Raw genomic sequence first — 14,898 nt, 5'->3', positions numbered from 1 at the left:
TCAAATGGAGCCATATCATGAGCAAAACTTGTGAAGACGCCTGTGGCTGCGATGGACCGCCCACAGAGGGCAATACCGGGCCAGAGGCCTCCGAAGCGTCCGGCAACTGGATCAGTGTGTATACCGTACCGAAGATGGATTGTCCTTCGGAGGAACGGATGATTCGACTGGCCCTGAATGGTTTTGAAGACATTCGCGGGCTGTCCTTCGACCTGTCTGATCGGCGGTTGAAGGTTGTGCACGATGGCGAGGCTGAGCCTATCACCGCGAAGCTGGCGACCCTCGGGCTGGGAGCTTCGCTTCAGGAAACGGCCGCTGCCGACCCTGAATCAATCAAGGCGCTCGGGGGTACGGCTATCTCGGCCGAGCAGGAGTCGGGCACCCTGCGTTGGTTGCTCGGTATCAATGCTGTCCTGTTTGTGGTGGAAATGACGGCCGGCCTGATCGCGCACTCCACCGGTTTGATTGCAGAATCCCTGGACAATTTTGCCGACGCGGCCGTGTATGGGCTCGCCCTGTATGCGGTTGGGCACAGCGTGAAAATGCAGGTGCGTGCGGCGCATCTCGCGGGCGTACTCCAACTGATACTGGCTGTAGGCGTACTTGCAGAGGTGGTGAGGCGCTTTGTCTTCGGCAGTGAGCCGGAGTCGCTGGTAATGATGGGGATTGCGTTCATTGCATTGATCGCCAATACCACCTGTCTGCTGCTGATATCCAAACATCGGGAGGGCGGTGCCCACATGAAGGCGAGCTGGATATTCTCAGCCAACGATGTGGTGATCAATCTGGGGGTCATTACCGCTGGCGCCCTGGTCGCGTGGACTGGCTCCAACTACCCGGACCTGATCATCGGCAGCATTGCGGGGGTTATCGTACTCAACGGGGCTAGGCGCATCCTCGCGCTTAAGGGTTAAACAATGTCCATCGTTGCCAAAAAACACTTGCCGTATGGCCTGCTGGCTATTTCGGGCCTGATTGCGGCGTCTGATCAGGTTGTAAAATGGCTGGTCCAGCAGTCAATGGCGTATGGCGAATCGATTCCGGTGACCCCGTTCTTTAACTGGGTTCATGTCTGGAACACCGGCGCCGCATTCAGTCTGTTTGCCGATGGTGGAGGCTGGCAGCGCTACTTTCTTATCGCAATCGCGGTAGTGGTCTCGATCGTACTGATCAGGTTGATTCTTCAGTGCCGCCGCAGGGGAGAAGCCATCGCGTACAGTCTTATTCTTGGCGGTGCCATGGGCAACCTGATTGACCGGATATTCCGCGGCTATGTTGTGGATTCCTTTGATGTCTATTGGCAATCCTGGCACTGGCCGGCCTTTAACCTTGCAGATATCGCAATTGTTCTTGGCGCTTTGCTTTTCGTTTATGCCAGTTTCTCACGCGAACAATCAGGCATGAATGCCGAACCGGGTGAATCTGGCTGATGTCTGACACTGAATAATCCCATGGCCGAGCTGGCTGAAAAGCGTGTGACAAACCTCTTGACGTTAAAGTTGACTTTAAAAATTCGTCTGTAGTGACGAACCTGGAACGACAACCAAAGCAAAGGAGAATGAAACGATGACATTGCAACTTGGAGAAACCGCTCCCGATTTCACCGTCGCATCCACCGAGGGAAACATTCAGTTTCATGAGTGGCTGGGAGACGACTGGGCCGTGCTGTTTTCACACCCCGCCGACTACACCCCTGTCTGTACCACAGAGCTCGGCGCCTTCGCCAAGCGTAAGGACGAGTTCGCCAGTCGCGGTGTGAAGCTGATCGGGGTCTCCGTCGACCCGCTCGACTCCCATAAAGACTGGGCGAAGGATATCGAGAAAACCCAGGGCAAGGGGCTCAATTTTCCCCTGTTGGCAGACAAGGATCAGGTGGTTGCCGACCAGTACGGAATGATCCATCCAAAAGCCGATCCCAAGGTGACTGTTCGAACGGTATTCATTATCGATTCCGCGAAAAAAATCCGTCTGATGCTGACGTATCCGCCCAGCACCGGGCGCAATCTGGACGAGATCCTGCGCGTCATTGATTCGCTCCAGCTGACCGACAACCACAAAGTGGCCACGCCGGTGGACTGGAAGAATGGCGAGGATGTGATCATCGTTCCGTCGCTCTCCAACGAAGAGGCCAAAGAGCGCTTCCCCGACGGATGGGATGAGCAGACACCGTATCTGCGCGTTACCCGCCAACCTGGTCGGAAGTAATAGAGAATTCGTCAGCTGGCCTTGTGGCTGGCTGACGAAGCAATACCTGAGAAACCTTCACCGATAGGTTCGGTCATCGCCGAACCCGCAACCGAACACGGCCCCGAAATGCTTACCCTGACAATCCCTGAAGTTGGTCTCTTCGCGTTATTGATTGCACTTTGCCTGTCGCTGCTTCAGGCGACCGTGCCCTTGCTGGGAGCCGCCACCCGGCGCCCGTTGTGGATGGCATTTGCAGAGCCCATGGCATGGGGGCAATTTGTTTTTCTACTGGTTTCTTATGCCAGCCTGACCGCCAGTTTTCTTCTGGATGATTTCAGCGTGGATTATGTGGCCCGTAATTCCAACTCGATGCTGCCCTGGTACTACAAGTTCACCGCCGTCTGGGGCTCTCATGAAGGCTCGGTGCTGTTATGGAGTCTGATTCTCAGTGGCTGGGGCTTTGCCGTCAGTCTGTTTTCCCGCCAGTTGCCACGGGATATGCTGGCACGGGTTCTGGGAGTTCTGGGTGTCGTCAGCGCAGGGTTCCTGCTTTTCATCGTCGTTACGTCCAGTCCCTTTGATCGCCTGTTGCCGGGCATGCCAGCCGACGGTGCCGATCTGAATCCGTTGTTGCAGGATGTTGGCCTGATCATCCATCCGCCGATGCTTTACATGGGCTATGTGGGTTTTTCAGTGGTCTTTGCTTTTGCCATCGCTGCGCTGATCGAAGGGCGTCTCGATGCGGCCTGGACGCGCTGGGTTCGGCCGTGGACCAACATTGCCTGGGCCTTTCTGACCCTCGGCATCGCTCTGGGTAGCTGGTGGGCCTACTATGAGCTGGGTTGGGGCGGCTGGTGGTTCTGGGATCCGGTGGAAAATGCATCGCTCCTGCCCTGGCTGAGCGGGACAGCGCTGATACATTCACTGGCGGTCACGGAAAAACGCGGCACGTTCAAGAGCTGGACGGCACTGCTGGCGATTTTCACGTTCTCACTCTCGTTACTGGGCACCTTCCTGGTGCGCTCAGGGGTACTGACCTCGGTTCATGCCTTTGCCAATGATCCATCTCGGGGGCTCTTCATTCTGGCGTTGCTGGGAATAACGGTCGGCGTCTCGCTTTTGATCTTTGCGCTACGGGCGCCGCGAATGAGCGCCAATGCGGGCTTTAGCTGGCTTTCCCGGGATGCTCTGTTGCTGATCAACAATATTTTGCTGGTCATCATGACGATCACGGTCCTGATGGGCACCCTGTACCCCTTGATCCTGGATGCACTCGGGCTGGGCAAGGTCAGTATCGGCGCGCCTTACTTTAATAGCCTGTTCGTGCCACTGACCGTCATGCTGTGTGCCTTTATGGGGCTGGGGCCGGTCTCACGCTGGAAGCAGATGCCCGGTCGGGAGCTGTTCCGGCGACTACTGGGGGCGGGCTTGGCCGCACTGGCGATTGCGATATCGATACCGTTTCTTTACAACGGCCAGTGGAATGTCGCCGTGGCGCTGGGGATGGTGGCGGCCCTGTGGGTAGTACTGGCGTTGGTGCGCGACCTGTTTGATAAAGTCCGCAATGCGTCCTCTGCGCTGTCCGGATTGCGTAAGTTGACCCCTTCATACTGGGGCATGGTGGTCGGCCACGTGGGCCTGGCCGTCACCATCGTGGGCGTGGTGATGGTGTCGAACTACGCCATGGAGCGTAATGTGCGGCTTGATATCGGTGAGCAGGTGAATCTGGGCGGGTACGATTTTACGCTGACCGAACTGGGCGAGCGTCGGGGGCCCAACTTCCTCGCCGATACGGCGACCATCGAGGTTGCCCGTGAAGGCCGGATTGTCACCACCCTGTACCCGGAGAAGCGCCTGTACATTGCCCGAGGGCAGCCGATGACCGATGTCGCGCTGCATCCTGGCCTGCTTCGGGACCTTTATGTGGCCATGGGTGAGGAGCTGGACGACGGTAGCTGGGCAATGCGCATACAGGTCAAGCCCTTCATACGCTGGCTATGGCTGGGTGCGCTGTTGATGGCTTTCGGGGGCGTCCTCGCCGTGGCAGACCGCCGCTACCGTCGTCGCCGTGCAGTCGCCGCTAACGGGGAATCGACGGGGCCGACGCGCGAGGTCCGCGCATGATACGCCGGCTGTTGCTGCTGCTTCCTTTTCTGGTATTCGTTGGCCTGGCCTTCTTTTTATACCGGGGGCTTTCGCTGGATCCCAGTGCTCGCGAGTCGGCCTTGTGGGGTCAGGAGTTTCCGTCGTTCACGCTCTCAACGCTGGAGGAACCCGGCGCCGAGGTGGATGAATCCCTGCTTCGTGGCCGGATGTCTCTGGTCAATGTCTGGGCCTCCTGGTGCCCGACTTGCAAGGAGGAGATGCCCCAGTTGCTGGCGCTCTCTGAGCGCGGCGTTCAGATGGTGGGCATCAACTATAAAGACGCCCGCGACCTGGGACGACAGTTTCTTGAAGAGTTTGGAAAACCTTTCGAGGTCAACATCTTCGATCCTGCCGGTGACCTGGGTTTCGAGCTTGGCGTGTATGGCGTGCCCGAAACCTTCTTGGTCGACGCAAACGGTATCGTTCGATACAAGCACGTTGGGTATATCACGCCCGCCCAGGTGGATGAAGTCATGGCGGAGGTAGAAAAATGGCACTAACCCTGAAGAGCCGTTGCTGTGTGGTCATCGTGCTTTTGCTGGCTTCGTTCCAGTCGATGGCGGACACGGCAATCGATGCGCGTCATTTCGAGGATCCGGTGATGGCGGAGCGTTATCGCGACCTTACGGCGTCTTTGCGGTGCCCTAAATGTGATGCGCAAGCCATCGACAGTTCCAATTCGCCGGTGGCGGCGGACATGCGGGAGCGGGTAGCGCTGATGCTTCATGAGGGGCGTGCGGATAAGGAGATCCTCGATTTCATGGCTAATCGTTTTGGCGAGTTCGTTCTTTACAATCCGCGCCTTGACGGGCGCACGTGGCTGCTGTGGGCGTTGCCGGCGGCGTTGGTAGTGGGTGGTGGCCTGGTTGTGATTGCGTTTGTCCAGGCACGCAGACACCGGCGAGTTCGGCCGCTATCCGAGGAGGAGCGTGCCCGCCTGTCCTCTTTGATTCATCGTCATCGTGAGAGGTCGGAATGACTATGCTCTGGTTAAGTATCGGCACACTGTTGCTTATAGCGCTGTGGTTCCTGAGTCTACCGTTACGGCGAGCAAGGGCGATCCATGACTGGCAGCAAGGGTTTGAAACGGATGACCGCGCGGAGGAGCAGAATCTGGCCGTGTATGAGCGTCGGCTTGCGGCACTGGAAAGCGCCTGCGAGCGCGGCGAGGTTGACGTCGCACGCTTTGAAGAAAGCCGTCACGAGCTTGAACGCAATCTTCTGGAGGACACCGAGGCCCGTCGTCGCGTGCCTCTCAGGAACCCGCTGGCAGGACGTTTTGTAATCCCTCTGGTGATAACGGCATTGATTGCCGCCACCGTAACCGGCTATCGATGGGTGGGCGCCAATGGCGATCTGGCTCTGTATGCCGTGGTGCAGGAGGTTCTTAACTCTCCCGGTGCCTCACCGGAGAACCTGATTGTCCGGCTCGAAGAGCAGGCCGAGAGTCAGCCGGATAATCCCAAGGTCTGGGCTTTGTTGTTTCCGCTGTACCAGAAGGTCGGTCAGCCAGATCGGTCGATTCGCGCCCTGGAGCGATTGATCGAACTGGAAGGCCGCCGAGCCGATCTTCTGGCCCAACTGGCTCAGTTGAAATTCTATGTGGCCGGAGGCAGCCTGACCTATGAAGTTCAGGCGCTGGTAGATGAAACACTCGATAAGGATCCGCGTCAGCCGACAGTGTTGGGCATGCTGGGGGTTGAGGCTTTCGACGATGGCCGCTATGAACAGGCGATCGGTTACTGGCGCCGAGCGTTGGCTGGCTTCGAGGATTCCGCCTCCGCAGAGGTCATTCGTAAAGGTATCGCTGTTGCCAGGCAACGATTGGAGGAGACAGCCAATGGAGCGGAACGTGTTACTGATTGAAACCCTAACGCACGTTCACACACGAAATCAGGGAAGCTTATGCTTCAGTATCCTCAAATAGACCCGGTAGCCATTGCACTGGGCCCACTGAAAATCCATTGGTACGGCCTGATGTACCTTGTCGGTTTTCTCGCGGCCTGGTGGCTGGGGCGTCGTCGGGCTCATCGACTCGGGTTGAACGCAGACGCTGTTGAAACATTGATTTTCTACTGTGCGATGGGCGTCATTCTGGGTGGCCGCGTCGGTTACGCGCTCTTCTACGGTTTTGACAAGCTGGCAGACAACCCGCTCTGGCTGCTCAAGATCTGGGAAGGGGGCATGAGTTTTCACGGCGGCTTGACCGGCGTCCTGATTGCAGCCTTGGTCTTCGCCCGCAAGCAGAACCTGCGGTTTTTCCAACTCACGGATTTTATAGCGCCACTGGTGCCAATTGGCCTGGGGGCGGGGCGCCTTGGCAACTTTATCAACCACGAGCTCCCGGGGCGGGTCAGCGACGTGCCCTGGGCCATGGTGTTCCCGAATATGGGGTCGGCGCCACGTCACCCGTCGTCATTGTACGAGTTTGCCCTGGAAGGTGTTGTGCTGTTTGTGGTGCTGTGGTGGTTCTCACGCCACCCTCGTCGGATGGGCGCAACGTCCGGCCTGTTCCTGTTGCTCTACGGAATTTTCCGTTTTGCGGTCGAGTTTGTTCGCCTCCCCGACCCGCAACTGGGGTTCATTGCCCTTGACTGGGTGACCATGGGGCAGTTGTTGACCTTGCCGATGATCCTTGGAGGCCTTGGGTTAGTCGCTTGGTCGAAAAGCCAACCGATCAATAACGTAAAGGTGGCGACGGGCGGATAAAGGTCGACTTCATTTATGCAATAACAAATTGAGAGAGTTTCAGAGTGGTCATGCTGGCGTTTTCTCCTCTGATATATCGGGATCTGTTTCATGCGAGCGATGTGGGCACGATGAAAGTCAATGAAATTGCAAACTTGGCGGATGTCTCTCCGGACACCGTTCGTTTCTATAACCGTGAAGGGTTACTTCGGCCACGAAAAGATCCCCGAAATGGCTACAACTTGTATAATTCGGAAGACCTGTGGCGCTTACGGTTTGTTCGCGTGGCAAACAAGCTGGGATTCAACCTGCGTGAAGTCAAAGTCATTCTAAGTCATGGGACGGAGGGTGGCTTGGCTGGCAGCGACCTGAAGGAGCTATTCACAGACCGCCTTTGCAGACTGGATCAGGAGTTAAAGGAGCTCAAGAGACTTCGTGACGACATGAAAACTACAGTCCAGGTTTGGAGACAGATGCCTGATGGAGCCCCCAATGGCCATTCTGTCCAGGATCGGCCTTGAGCGTCCGGAACTATTCCGCTACCACGAGACGTTCACGCATTCTGCTTGGATGACTCCCGAGATCCAGGCACGAAACGAAAGCCGAGCCGCAAATCTTTTGAATGCAGTTGATCAGGGAAAGCAATCCGGGCTGATCAAACCGGTACCTTTTCCACTTCTCGAAACGTTTATGTTCCGCCCGATTTACCACCTCGTTCAACGATGCCTGCAAGGGTCGTTCGAAGGTACCGATGAGCATATCGAATTAGCGTTTAATATGGCTTGGGATGCGGTTGCCGATCGTCGGAATACCTAATTTTTTCTGGAGAGTGACGCGTTATGAAATTCAAGATGGTCAGTACCGCCATGCCCTTGAGAGGCCTACAAGCGCTTGCAATGCTTTCGAGCCTCCTGGTGATGGGATGTTCGGCGGAGGCGCCCCCTCTGACACAGCAAACTGTCTACCCGGTAAAGCTCATGACGCTGGAGCAGGCGCAGTCAGGCACGCTCAATCAGTATCCGGGCAGAGTCTCGGCGTCTGACCATTCAGAACTCTCTTTCAGAGTGGGAGGAGAGCTGACGGAGCTGGCCGTTAAAGCAGGCGACACTGTGGAAAAAGGGGAGGTCGTTGCCCGCCTGGACGATCGGGACGCAAGAACCCGCCTGGAAAACGCCCGGTCAAATTTCAATCTGGCACAGGCCACCTTCGAGCGAATGCGAATATCGTTGGAGCGCCAGGCCATCAGTCAGGCCCGTTTCGATGAGGCCGAGGCCGAGTACCTCTCTGCCAGAGCGCAACTGGCCAGCGCGGAGGACCAACTTTCCTATACCGTTCTCAAAGCGCCATTTGATGGCGTCATTTCACGGGTGCCGGTGGATGTCTTTCAGGTTGTATCAGCGCAGCAGGCCATTGCCGAACTGCAACGGCCCGGCTCTATCGACGTCTCGTTCCAGATGCCTGAACAACAGGTCCGCCGCCTTCAACCACAGAGATCCAGGAACGTTCGCGCCAATGGCAACACTATCGCGTGGGTACAGTTTCCCGAGCTTCCCGATAAACGCTACGCCGCGAGCTACAAAGAGCATGACAGCAATGCCTCTCAGGGGTCGCTCAGTTATGAGGTTACCGTAACGCTCCCTGAACCCGAGGACATCACAGTGCTTTCGGGGATGAGCGCGACCGTTCTGCTTGATTACGGCACATTGGCTGGAGAGAGCGCCCCGTCGTGGCTGATACCAACCGCGGCGCTTGTAACACCTGACGCAGAACCCGGCACTAGCGTGGTTTGGCGATACGTGGCTGCTGCCGATGGTGAGAATGGCGATAACACGGGCAGCGTCGAGCCGGTGGATGTCGAGCCGGGTAAGAAAATGAACGATGGCGTGCTTGTTCGGGGAGAGCTCAGCCCGGGCGACAGAATCGTGGTTGCCGGCGCTCACCGGATGAACAGGGATCGTTCGGTCCGTCCCTGGGAAAAAGAGGGCGGGCTCTGAGATGGTCGATTATTTTCTTGATCGGAAGTCCATCAGCTGGATGGTCACGCTGTTGCTTGGGGTTGGGGGCATGTTCGCGTTTCTGGGTCTTGGCCAGCTTGAATTCCCGGAGTTCACGTTACGTTCCGCCTTGGTGACCACCCAATATCCCGGAGCAACGCCTCTTGAAGTCGAGGAGGAGGTTACGCTGCCTCTGGAAAAAGCGATCCAGCAGATGCCGGGCATCGATGACATTACTTCGGTGAACTCGGACGGCTTGTCGCAGATTACTGTCCAACTCAAGAAGACGGTCAGAGAAGGGGAGTTAGACCAGTATTGGGATATCCTTCGGCGAAAGATTAATGATGCCCAGCCTGGTCTGCCACCAGGCGTGAACACGTCCATCGTGAACGATGACTTTGGCGATGTCTTCGGCCTGCTGCTCACGTTGCGTGGTGACGGCTACTCGCTGAAAGATCTTGGTGACCATGCGGATCTCATTCAGCGAGAACTGCGATTGTTGGAGGGCGTCGCAAAAGTCAGTATCGGTGGTCGTGTCGACGAGCAGATGATCGTGTCACTGGACCGTGACCGTATGCGTGCTCTTGGCATCTCGCCAGAATACCTGGCAAGCCTTCTGAATGCGCAGAATACGGTGGGCAACGCTGGCCACCTGCGCAGTGAAGGGCTGTCGTTATCCGTTCAGCCAACCGGTCAGCTTGATTCCGTTCAGGCACTTGAGCAACTGGCAGTTGGAAGCGCTGATTCGGGTATTATCCGGCTCAGCGATCTGGCCGAAGTTCGCAGGGTGACCAATGACTCACCCGCCTTGCTTTACCACTCTGACGGATTGCCTGCTTTGACCATCGGCGTGTCATTTGCAGAGGGCACCAACGTTGTTGATGTAGGTGAGAGTCTCAATGAGGCTTTGAAACGCCTGGAAAAACAGCAACCCATCGGCATGACACTGAACACAGTGTATAACCAGCCTGAAGTAGTCGAGGAGGCAGTATCTGCTTTTCTCATGAACCTTGCTCAGGCGGTGGGCATTGTCATTATTGTGCTTTTGCTGTTCATGGGGCTGCGAAGTGGCCTGCTCATGGGGCTGATCCTGCTGATTACCATCATGGGTACATTCGTGCTTATGGCAATACACGGTATTCAGCTCCAGAAGATTTCATTGGGTGCGCTGATCATTGCGCTGGGGATGCTGGTCGATAATGCCATCGTCGTCACCGAGGGCATGATGATTGGCCTTTCCAAGGGCAAGTCCAAAAGGCAGGCAGCCAAAGAAGTGGTCTCGCAGAACCGGTACCCGCTGCTCGGCGCTACCGTGATTGCCATTACGGCCTTTGCTCCTATCGGCCTTTCACCAGACACCACCGGAGAATTCATTGGCTCCCTGTTCTGGGTTCTGTGCTACTCGCTTTTCCTGAGCTGGCTGACGGCACTCACTCTGACCCCGTTTTTCTTTGATATGTTCTATCCCGACAAGCTCGAGAGTGTCGGGCAGTCATCCGATAACGACCCCTATAAGGGAATTGTTTTCGTCGTCTTCCGCCGCCTGCTGACCTACGCGATTCATTATCGCTTCGTGACATTAACACTTGCGATCGCGCTTCTGGCTGGGGTTCTATCGTTCTCGGGACAGGTTAAGAATGCTTTCTTCCCGAATGCCACAACGCCACTCTTCTTTGTTGACCTTTGGTTGCCCGAGGGCGCCGACATCTTGCAAACCGAAGAGACCGTAAAGCGGCTGGAATCGCGCGTGAATGACATGGACCAGGTCGTTCAGGTGACCAGTGTCACCGGTGGCGGAGCCCAGCGTTTTACGTTGACGTATTCACCGGAGCAGCGATACGCCAGTTTTGGCCAATTGATCGTAGAGACCCGGGATAAGGCGTCGAGAGAGGCCCGTATGGAGGAAGTCATTGAGCAACTGCGTACAGACTTCCCGAACGTGCATTACAAAGTGCAGGCTTTGCAGGTGGGGCCCTCAGCCAAAGCCAGTCTTGAAGCTCGTATCTTTGGAGAAGATCCCGAAGAACTCCGGAAAATCGGTGTGCGCGTGCAGGCAATTTTTGAAAATGAACCTCTGGCCGACAGCGTGCGCTTGTCCTGGGGTAATCGGGAAGCCGTGATCGTACCGGAGTTCCTCGAAGAACAGGCCCGGCGCCTTGGCGTATCTCGCGAATCACTGCACCAGGCGTTGTTGCTGAATAATCAGGGGCAGCAGGTTGGAGTGTACCGTGAGGGGAGCGACCTCATTCCGATCATTATGCGGTCAAGAGAGGAGCAGCGTTTTGACATCGAAAACCTTACCTCGATCAATGTCTGGAGTGAAGAGCAGGGCCGCTATGTCAGCGCGGGCAACGTCATCAATGCCATCAATACGGAACTGCGGGATCCGTTGATAAAACGCAGAAACAGGGAGCGGATGTTGGCGGTTTATGCCGAACCCATGCCTTTGTCGGGGGAGACGGCGGCGAGTGTGCTGGAGAGGATCCGCCCGCAGGTCGACGCGCTGGAGCTTCCCCACGGCTATTCGATTGAGTGGGGTGGAGAGTACGAGACCTCATCCGAAGCTCAGACTTCGCTTTTCTCCTCGCTGCCTCTTGGACTGTTGGGGATGTTCATTATTTCGATGCTGTTGTTCGGTAGCTTCCGACAGGCTCTGTCTATCTGGATGATTGTTCCTCTCATGATGATTGGAATCATTGGTGGACTGGTATTGCTCGGCGCGCCTTTTACATTCATGGCGCTGCTCGGGACTCTGAGTCTGATCGGTATGGTACTGAAGAATGCCATTGTGCTGGTTGAGGAGATCAATATTCAGTTAGAACAGCAGGATGATGTATTCACTGCGGTGGTTGAGGCCGCGGTAAGCCGGGTACGACCTGTGCTTATGGCGGCCGTAACCACCATGTTGGGAATGATTCCTCTGTTCAGCGATGCCTTCTTCGCGAGCATGGCGGTGGTTATCGTGTGCGGTTTGGGTGTTGCAACGGTATTGACGTTAGTGGTGCTGCCAGTGGTGTACTGCACGTTAATGAGAATTTCTTATCATCAATAACGCACCCGCTGTTTTTCAGGCGTCTTTTTTTCCTCCGGACAAGCGATCCGGAGGAAAAAAGCCTCCGGCAATCATTGCATTCATCAGTTCGCCTACTTTTGCACGCAGGTCATCCCTCTGCGTATTCCGGCGAACGTGAACACCCATACCGGTTGAACGTGAACACCTGATTTCTTAACGCATCACCCACCGGAGTTTGTACTCCGGGTGTTCACGTTCAGTCAATTTCCTGAAGTCGTTTTCTCATTGATTCTCCTTTCAGAGCCCAGCGATGGGCGTTGTGCATTAGCCGATCCAGGATGGCGTCGGCCAGGGTGTTATCGCCGATGGCGGCATACCACTGATCGGTAGGCAGTTGGCTGATCATCATGGTCGAGTGCGTGCCGTGACGGTCATCCATGATCTCCATCAGGTCGTTCCGGTGTGCCGGTTTCAGGGCTTCGAGTCCCCAGTCATCCAGGATCAGCAACTTTACTTTGGCCAGCTGGTTCAGCGTCTTCTGGTAGGTGCCGTCAGCCTTGGCCTGAGTCAGTTCCAGCAGTAACCGGGAGATCCGGTAATACCGGGTGCTGAGGCCGTTCAGGCAGGCCTGATGTCCCAGCGCACAGCCCAGGTACGTTTTCCCGCTGCCGCAGGGGCCGGTGATCAACAGGTTCTGGCCACGCTCCAGCCAGTCGGTCTGAGCCAGTTGGGCCACCTGAGCTTTCTTCAGGTTGCGAGGGTGCTGGTAGTCGATGTCCTGGATCGAGGCCCGGAGTTTGAAGCGGGCCTGGCGTACCAGGCGGTCCTGTTTTCGGTGCTCCCGGGTCTGGAACTCCCGGTCCAGCAGCAGTTCCAGACGCTCGGCGAACGGCAGCTCGTCGTAGGTGCCCGGCTGGTTTTGTTGGTGTTCTAGGGCGGCAGCCATGCCTCCTAGTTTCAGGTCTTTCAGTCTTGCCAGGGTTTGTGTCGTGCTCATGGGTGATGTCCTAGTGGAAGCTCTTCGGGCCACGGATGTTCTCGTGGTGTTGGGGCAGCTCAGCGTTCAGGGGCAGTTGTTCCGGCAGCTTGTCCCGGTTGCTCCGGAGGATGGCCTTGATGTGTTTGAGCCGGTTCAGACCTTCCCGATTGGCGATGCGGCAGCCGGCATTCAGGCGTTGGCTGGGGTACTCCCGAGTCAGGTTGAGTAGCCCGAGACAGACCCGGTAGGCCTGCTCCGGATGTTCCCGCTCAGCCAGTCGATCACTGACCCAGATCAGCGTGTCTGGCCCGATGTCCCGGGCCCAGTTCTTGAGACGGCCAGGGGCCCATTGCTGATGTTTGCGGTGCCGGGTAGGCATGTGACCAGCTTCGGTAGTGGTGCCCGGCCTGTGACGCCGTGGGTGACTTGCCACCTGGCGTTGCCGGAAGTGGATCTGCACCAGGTGGTCGCTGACCTGGACTTCCACCTGCTCTCCCACGTACTGGTGAGGGACTGAGTAATGGTGCTGCTCGAACTCGATGTGGTAATCGATGTTAACGCGGCAACGCCGGATCTCGACGTACTCATAGGGCTGTTTCGGCAAGGGCCGCAGAGCTGGTTGATCCAGTGTCTCGAAGGCTGTCAGCCGGTTGCCCGGCAGCCGCCGGAACGGGCGGCTGTTGAGTTCTTCAAGCAACGATCGAATGCATTGATTAGCTTCGGCGAGGGTGAAGAAGGTGTGGTGACGCAACCGGGCGAGGATCCAGCGCTCCACGATTTGCACGCCCACTTCTGCCTTGGATTTGTCCTTGGGCTTGTAGGGCCTGGCCGGGAGGATGGCCACCTGATAGTGCTCGGCCAGTTGCTGGTAGCTGGGGTTTAGCTCTGGATCGTACCGACAGGCCTTGCTGACACCGCTGCGCAGGTTGTCCGGCACGACCATCTCCGGAATGCCACCGAAGAACTCAAAGGTACGCACGTGACTGGATAGCCAGTCTCGTAAACTCTGGCTCCAGGTAGCTTCAGCGTAGGTGTAGTTGGAGGCCCCAAGCACCGCCACGAACACCTGAGCGGTGCGTACCTCACCGGTCTGCGGGTTGATGATCGGCACGGTCGGGCCGCAGTAATCCACGAAGCACTTCTCACCGGCCTTATGGGTCTGGCGCATGGAGCGCTTCTGCTGCTTCAGCCAGTGCCGGTAACGGTCACAGTACTGGGAGTAGCTGTAGCAGCGATTGGGATACTGAGCTGTGTATTCCTCCCACAACAGCTGCTTGGTCATCCCTTTACGCTTGAGTTCCTGATGAACGGTGGCCCAGTCAGGCACCTGGTAGCGAGTCGATGTGGTGGGATCGGCACCGGGATAGAACAGGGCCGCAAGGCGGCCATCGTCCAAATCCTCGGGCAACGGCCAGTTGAGGTTCAGGGCATCGGCCCGGGCTAACAGCTTCTGGATGGCCCCGACACTGGTCTTGGTGCTGGCACTGATCTGCCGGATCGAGAGCCCGGCTTCCAGCCTTAGGCGAAGCACCTCTCTGATTTTACGCATTGGAATTCTCTTTGCTGGCACAACTCCGCTCCCCAAAAAAAGGAGTCAGAGTAGCAAACGGTTGAATAAACAATGCGTTAAGAAGGATTCCGGTTGAACGTGAACACCGTTTCCGGGAATGTGAACGCTGATTCCGGCATCGTGAACACCGATTCCGGAAAATCCGGGAAAGTGTTCATCTTCGACCAGAATGGCTGTTCACGTTAAACCAGAACTGGTGTTCACGTTCGTCCGGAATGGGTGTTCATGATGGGCCGGAATATGCACCCTCAACAACCTCATTGCCGGCGTTATTGACTGTCGGGTAGGACAAATCAGCCACAGCTCGGATACCGGCGGCGCA

The 14,898-nt window shown here is 56.8% G+C and carries 14 protein-coding genes; 12 read left to right on the top strand and 2 right to left on the bottom strand.

Going from position 1 to position 14,898, the window contains the following annotated elements:
* Nucleotides 1-17 precede the first annotated feature (17 nt).
* The 12 genes from MLC70_RS16345 (at nt 18) to MLC70_RS16290 (ending at nt 12,066) form a co-directional block, all read left to right on the top strand.
* Nucleotides 18-914, top strand: a complete 897-nt coding sequence (locus MLC70_RS16345) for a cation efflux transmembrane domain-containing protein (protein WP_248185414.1) — start codon at nt 18-20, stop codon at nt 912-914.
* 3 nt (nt 915-917) lie between these two features.
* Nucleotides 918-1,430: a signal peptidase II gene (gene lspA, locus MLC70_RS16340; RefSeq protein ID WP_248185413.1), complete on the top strand. Its 513-nt coding sequence runs from the start codon at nt 918-920 to the stop codon at nt 1,428-1,430.
* 136 nt (nt 1,431-1,566) lie between these two features.
* Nucleotides 1,567-2,205 carry a peroxiredoxin gene (locus MLC70_RS16335; protein ID WP_058089838.1) on the top strand — a complete coding sequence of 213 codons (639 nt, stop codon included), beginning with the start codon at nt 1,567-1,569 and terminating at the stop codon, nt 2,203-2,205.
* Nucleotides 2,206-2,313: 108 nt separating this feature from the next.
* Nucleotides 2,314-4,311, top strand: a complete 1,998-nt coding sequence (locus MLC70_RS16330; protein ID WP_091700881.1) for a heme lyase CcmF/NrfE family subunit — start codon at nt 2,314-2,316, stop codon at nt 4,309-4,311.
* Nucleotides 4,308-4,832 (top strand): DsbE family thiol:disulfide interchange protein, encoded by a 525-nt coding sequence (locus tag MLC70_RS16325; RefSeq protein ID WP_091700878.1) that lies wholly within the window; start codon nt 4,308-4,310, stop codon nt 4,830-4,832. Before MLC70_RS16330 ends, MLC70_RS16325 begins: the two co-directional genes overlap by 4 nt.
* Complete coding sequence (locus MLC70_RS16320) at nt 4,823-5,311, top strand: cytochrome c-type biogenesis protein (protein ID WP_094625687.1); 489 nt, start codon at nt 4,823-4,825, stop codon at nt 5,309-5,311. The genes MLC70_RS16325 and MLC70_RS16320 overlap by 10 nt, the downstream gene beginning before the upstream one ends.
* Nucleotides 5,312-5,313: 2 nt before the next feature.
* A complete protein-coding gene (gene ccmI / locus MLC70_RS16315) occupies nt 5,314-6,198 on the top strand; it encodes a c-type cytochrome biogenesis protein CcmI (RefSeq protein WP_225316802.1) in 885 nt (294 codons plus the stop codon).
* Between the two features lie 39 nt (nt 6,199-6,237).
* Nucleotides 6,238-7,041, top strand: coding sequence for a prolipoprotein diacylglyceryl transferase (gene lgt / locus MLC70_RS16310; RefSeq protein WP_136630492.1), 804 nt, complete (start codon nt 6,238-6,240; stop codon nt 7,039-7,041).
* A 50-nt stretch (nt 7,042-7,091) separates the two neighbouring features.
* The gene (locus tag MLC70_RS16305; RefSeq protein ID WP_225316801.1) at nt 7,092-7,541 is read left to right on the top strand and encodes a MerR family transcriptional regulator; all 450 of its coding nucleotides are present in this window, start codon (nt 7,092-7,094) and stop codon (nt 7,539-7,541) included.
* Nucleotides 7,513-7,836, top strand: coding sequence for a hypothetical protein (locus MLC70_RS16300; RefSeq protein ID WP_225316800.1), 324 nt, complete (start codon nt 7,513-7,515; stop codon nt 7,834-7,836). Before MLC70_RS16305 ends, MLC70_RS16300 begins: the two co-directional genes overlap by 29 nt.
* Before the next feature lie 23 nt (nt 7,837-7,859).
* The gene (locus MLC70_RS16295; RefSeq protein WP_008172291.1) at nt 7,860-9,014 is read left to right on the top strand and encodes an efflux RND transporter periplasmic adaptor subunit; all 1,155 of its coding nucleotides are present in this window, start codon (nt 7,860-7,862) and stop codon (nt 9,012-9,014) included.
* Between the two features lies 1 nt (nt 9,015).
* Entirely contained in the window at nt 9,016-12,066 is a 3,051-nt protein-coding gene (locus tag MLC70_RS16290; protein WP_248185412.1) for an efflux RND transporter permease subunit, read from the top strand.
* Nucleotides 12,067-12,283: 217 nt separating this feature from the next.
* Here the strand turns inward: MLC70_RS16290 and istB are convergent, their stop codons facing one another.
* Together istB and istA are read right to left on the bottom strand one after the other, a co-directional pair.
* A complete protein-coding gene (gene istB, locus MLC70_RS16285) occupies nt 12,284-13,024 on the bottom strand; it encodes an IS21-like element helper ATPase IstB (RefSeq protein ID WP_248185411.1) in 741 nt (246 codons plus the stop codon).
* Nucleotides 13,025-13,034: 10 nt separating this feature from the next.
* Nucleotides 13,035-14,576: an IS21 family transposase gene (istA, locus tag MLC70_RS16280; protein ID WP_427902113.1), complete on the bottom strand. Its 1,542-nt coding sequence runs from the start codon at nt 14,574-14,576 to the stop codon at nt 13,035-13,037.
* Nucleotides 14,577-14,898: the final 322 nt, after the last annotated feature.

The organism is Marinobacter goseongensis, from assembly GCF_023156235.1.
GTDB classification, from domain to species: domain Bacteria; phylum Pseudomonadota; class Gammaproteobacteria; order Pseudomonadales; family Oleiphilaceae; genus Marinobacter; species Marinobacter goseongensis.
The sequence above is the reverse complement of the archived record's forward strand: the minus strand, read 5'-3'. Positions and strand labels throughout refer to the sequence as shown.

What these genes read in the sequence shown, in the direction of transcription:
- lgt (WP_136630492.1), top strand. Translation starts at nt 6,238, where the DNA reads ATGCTTCAGTATCCTCAAATAGACCCGGTAGCCATTGCACTGGGCCCA.
- ccmI (WP_225316802.1), top strand. Translation starts at nt 5,314, where the DNA reads ATGCTCTGGTTAAGTATCGGCACACTGTTGCTTATAGCGCTGTGGTTC.
- MLC70_RS16305 (WP_225316801.1), top strand. Translation starts at nt 7,092, where the DNA reads ATGCTGGCGTTTTCTCCTCTGATATATCGGGATCTGTTTCATGCGAGC.
- MLC70_RS16290 (WP_248185412.1), top strand. Translation starts at nt 9,016, where the DNA reads ATGGTCGATTATTTTCTTGATCGGAAGTCCATCAGCTGGATGGTCACG.
- MLC70_RS16330 (WP_091700881.1), top strand. Translation starts at nt 2,314, where the DNA reads ATGCTTACCCTGACAATCCCTGAAGTTGGTCTCTTCGCGTTATTGATT.
- MLC70_RS16325 (WP_091700878.1), top strand. Translation starts at nt 4,308, where the DNA reads ATGATACGCCGGCTGTTGCTGCTGCTTCCTTTTCTGGTATTCGTTGGC.
- MLC70_RS16295 (WP_008172291.1), top strand. Translation starts at nt 7,860, where the DNA reads ATGAAATTCAAGATGGTCAGTACCGCCATGCCCTTGAGAGGCCTACAA.
- MLC70_RS16320 (WP_094625687.1), top strand. Translation starts at nt 4,823, where the DNA reads ATGGCACTAACCCTGAAGAGCCGTTGCTGTGTGGTCATCGTGCTTTTG.
- lspA (WP_248185413.1), top strand. Translation starts at nt 918, where the DNA reads ATGTCCATCGTTGCCAAAAAACACTTGCCGTATGGCCTGCTGGCTATT.
- MLC70_RS16335 (WP_058089838.1), top strand. Translation starts at nt 1,567, where the DNA reads ATGACATTGCAACTTGGAGAAACCGCTCCCGATTTCACCGTCGCATCC.
- MLC70_RS16345 (WP_248185414.1), top strand. Translation starts at nt 18, where the DNA reads ATGAGCAAAACTTGTGAAGACGCCTGTGGCTGCGATGGACCGCCCACA.
- MLC70_RS16300 (WP_225316800.1), top strand. Translation starts at nt 7,513, where the DNA reads ATGGCCATTCTGTCCAGGATCGGCCTTGAGCGTCCGGAACTATTCCGC.
- istB (WP_248185411.1), bottom strand. Translation starts at nt 13,024, where the DNA reads ATGAGCACGACACAAACCCTGGCAAGACTGAAAGACCTGAAACTAGGA.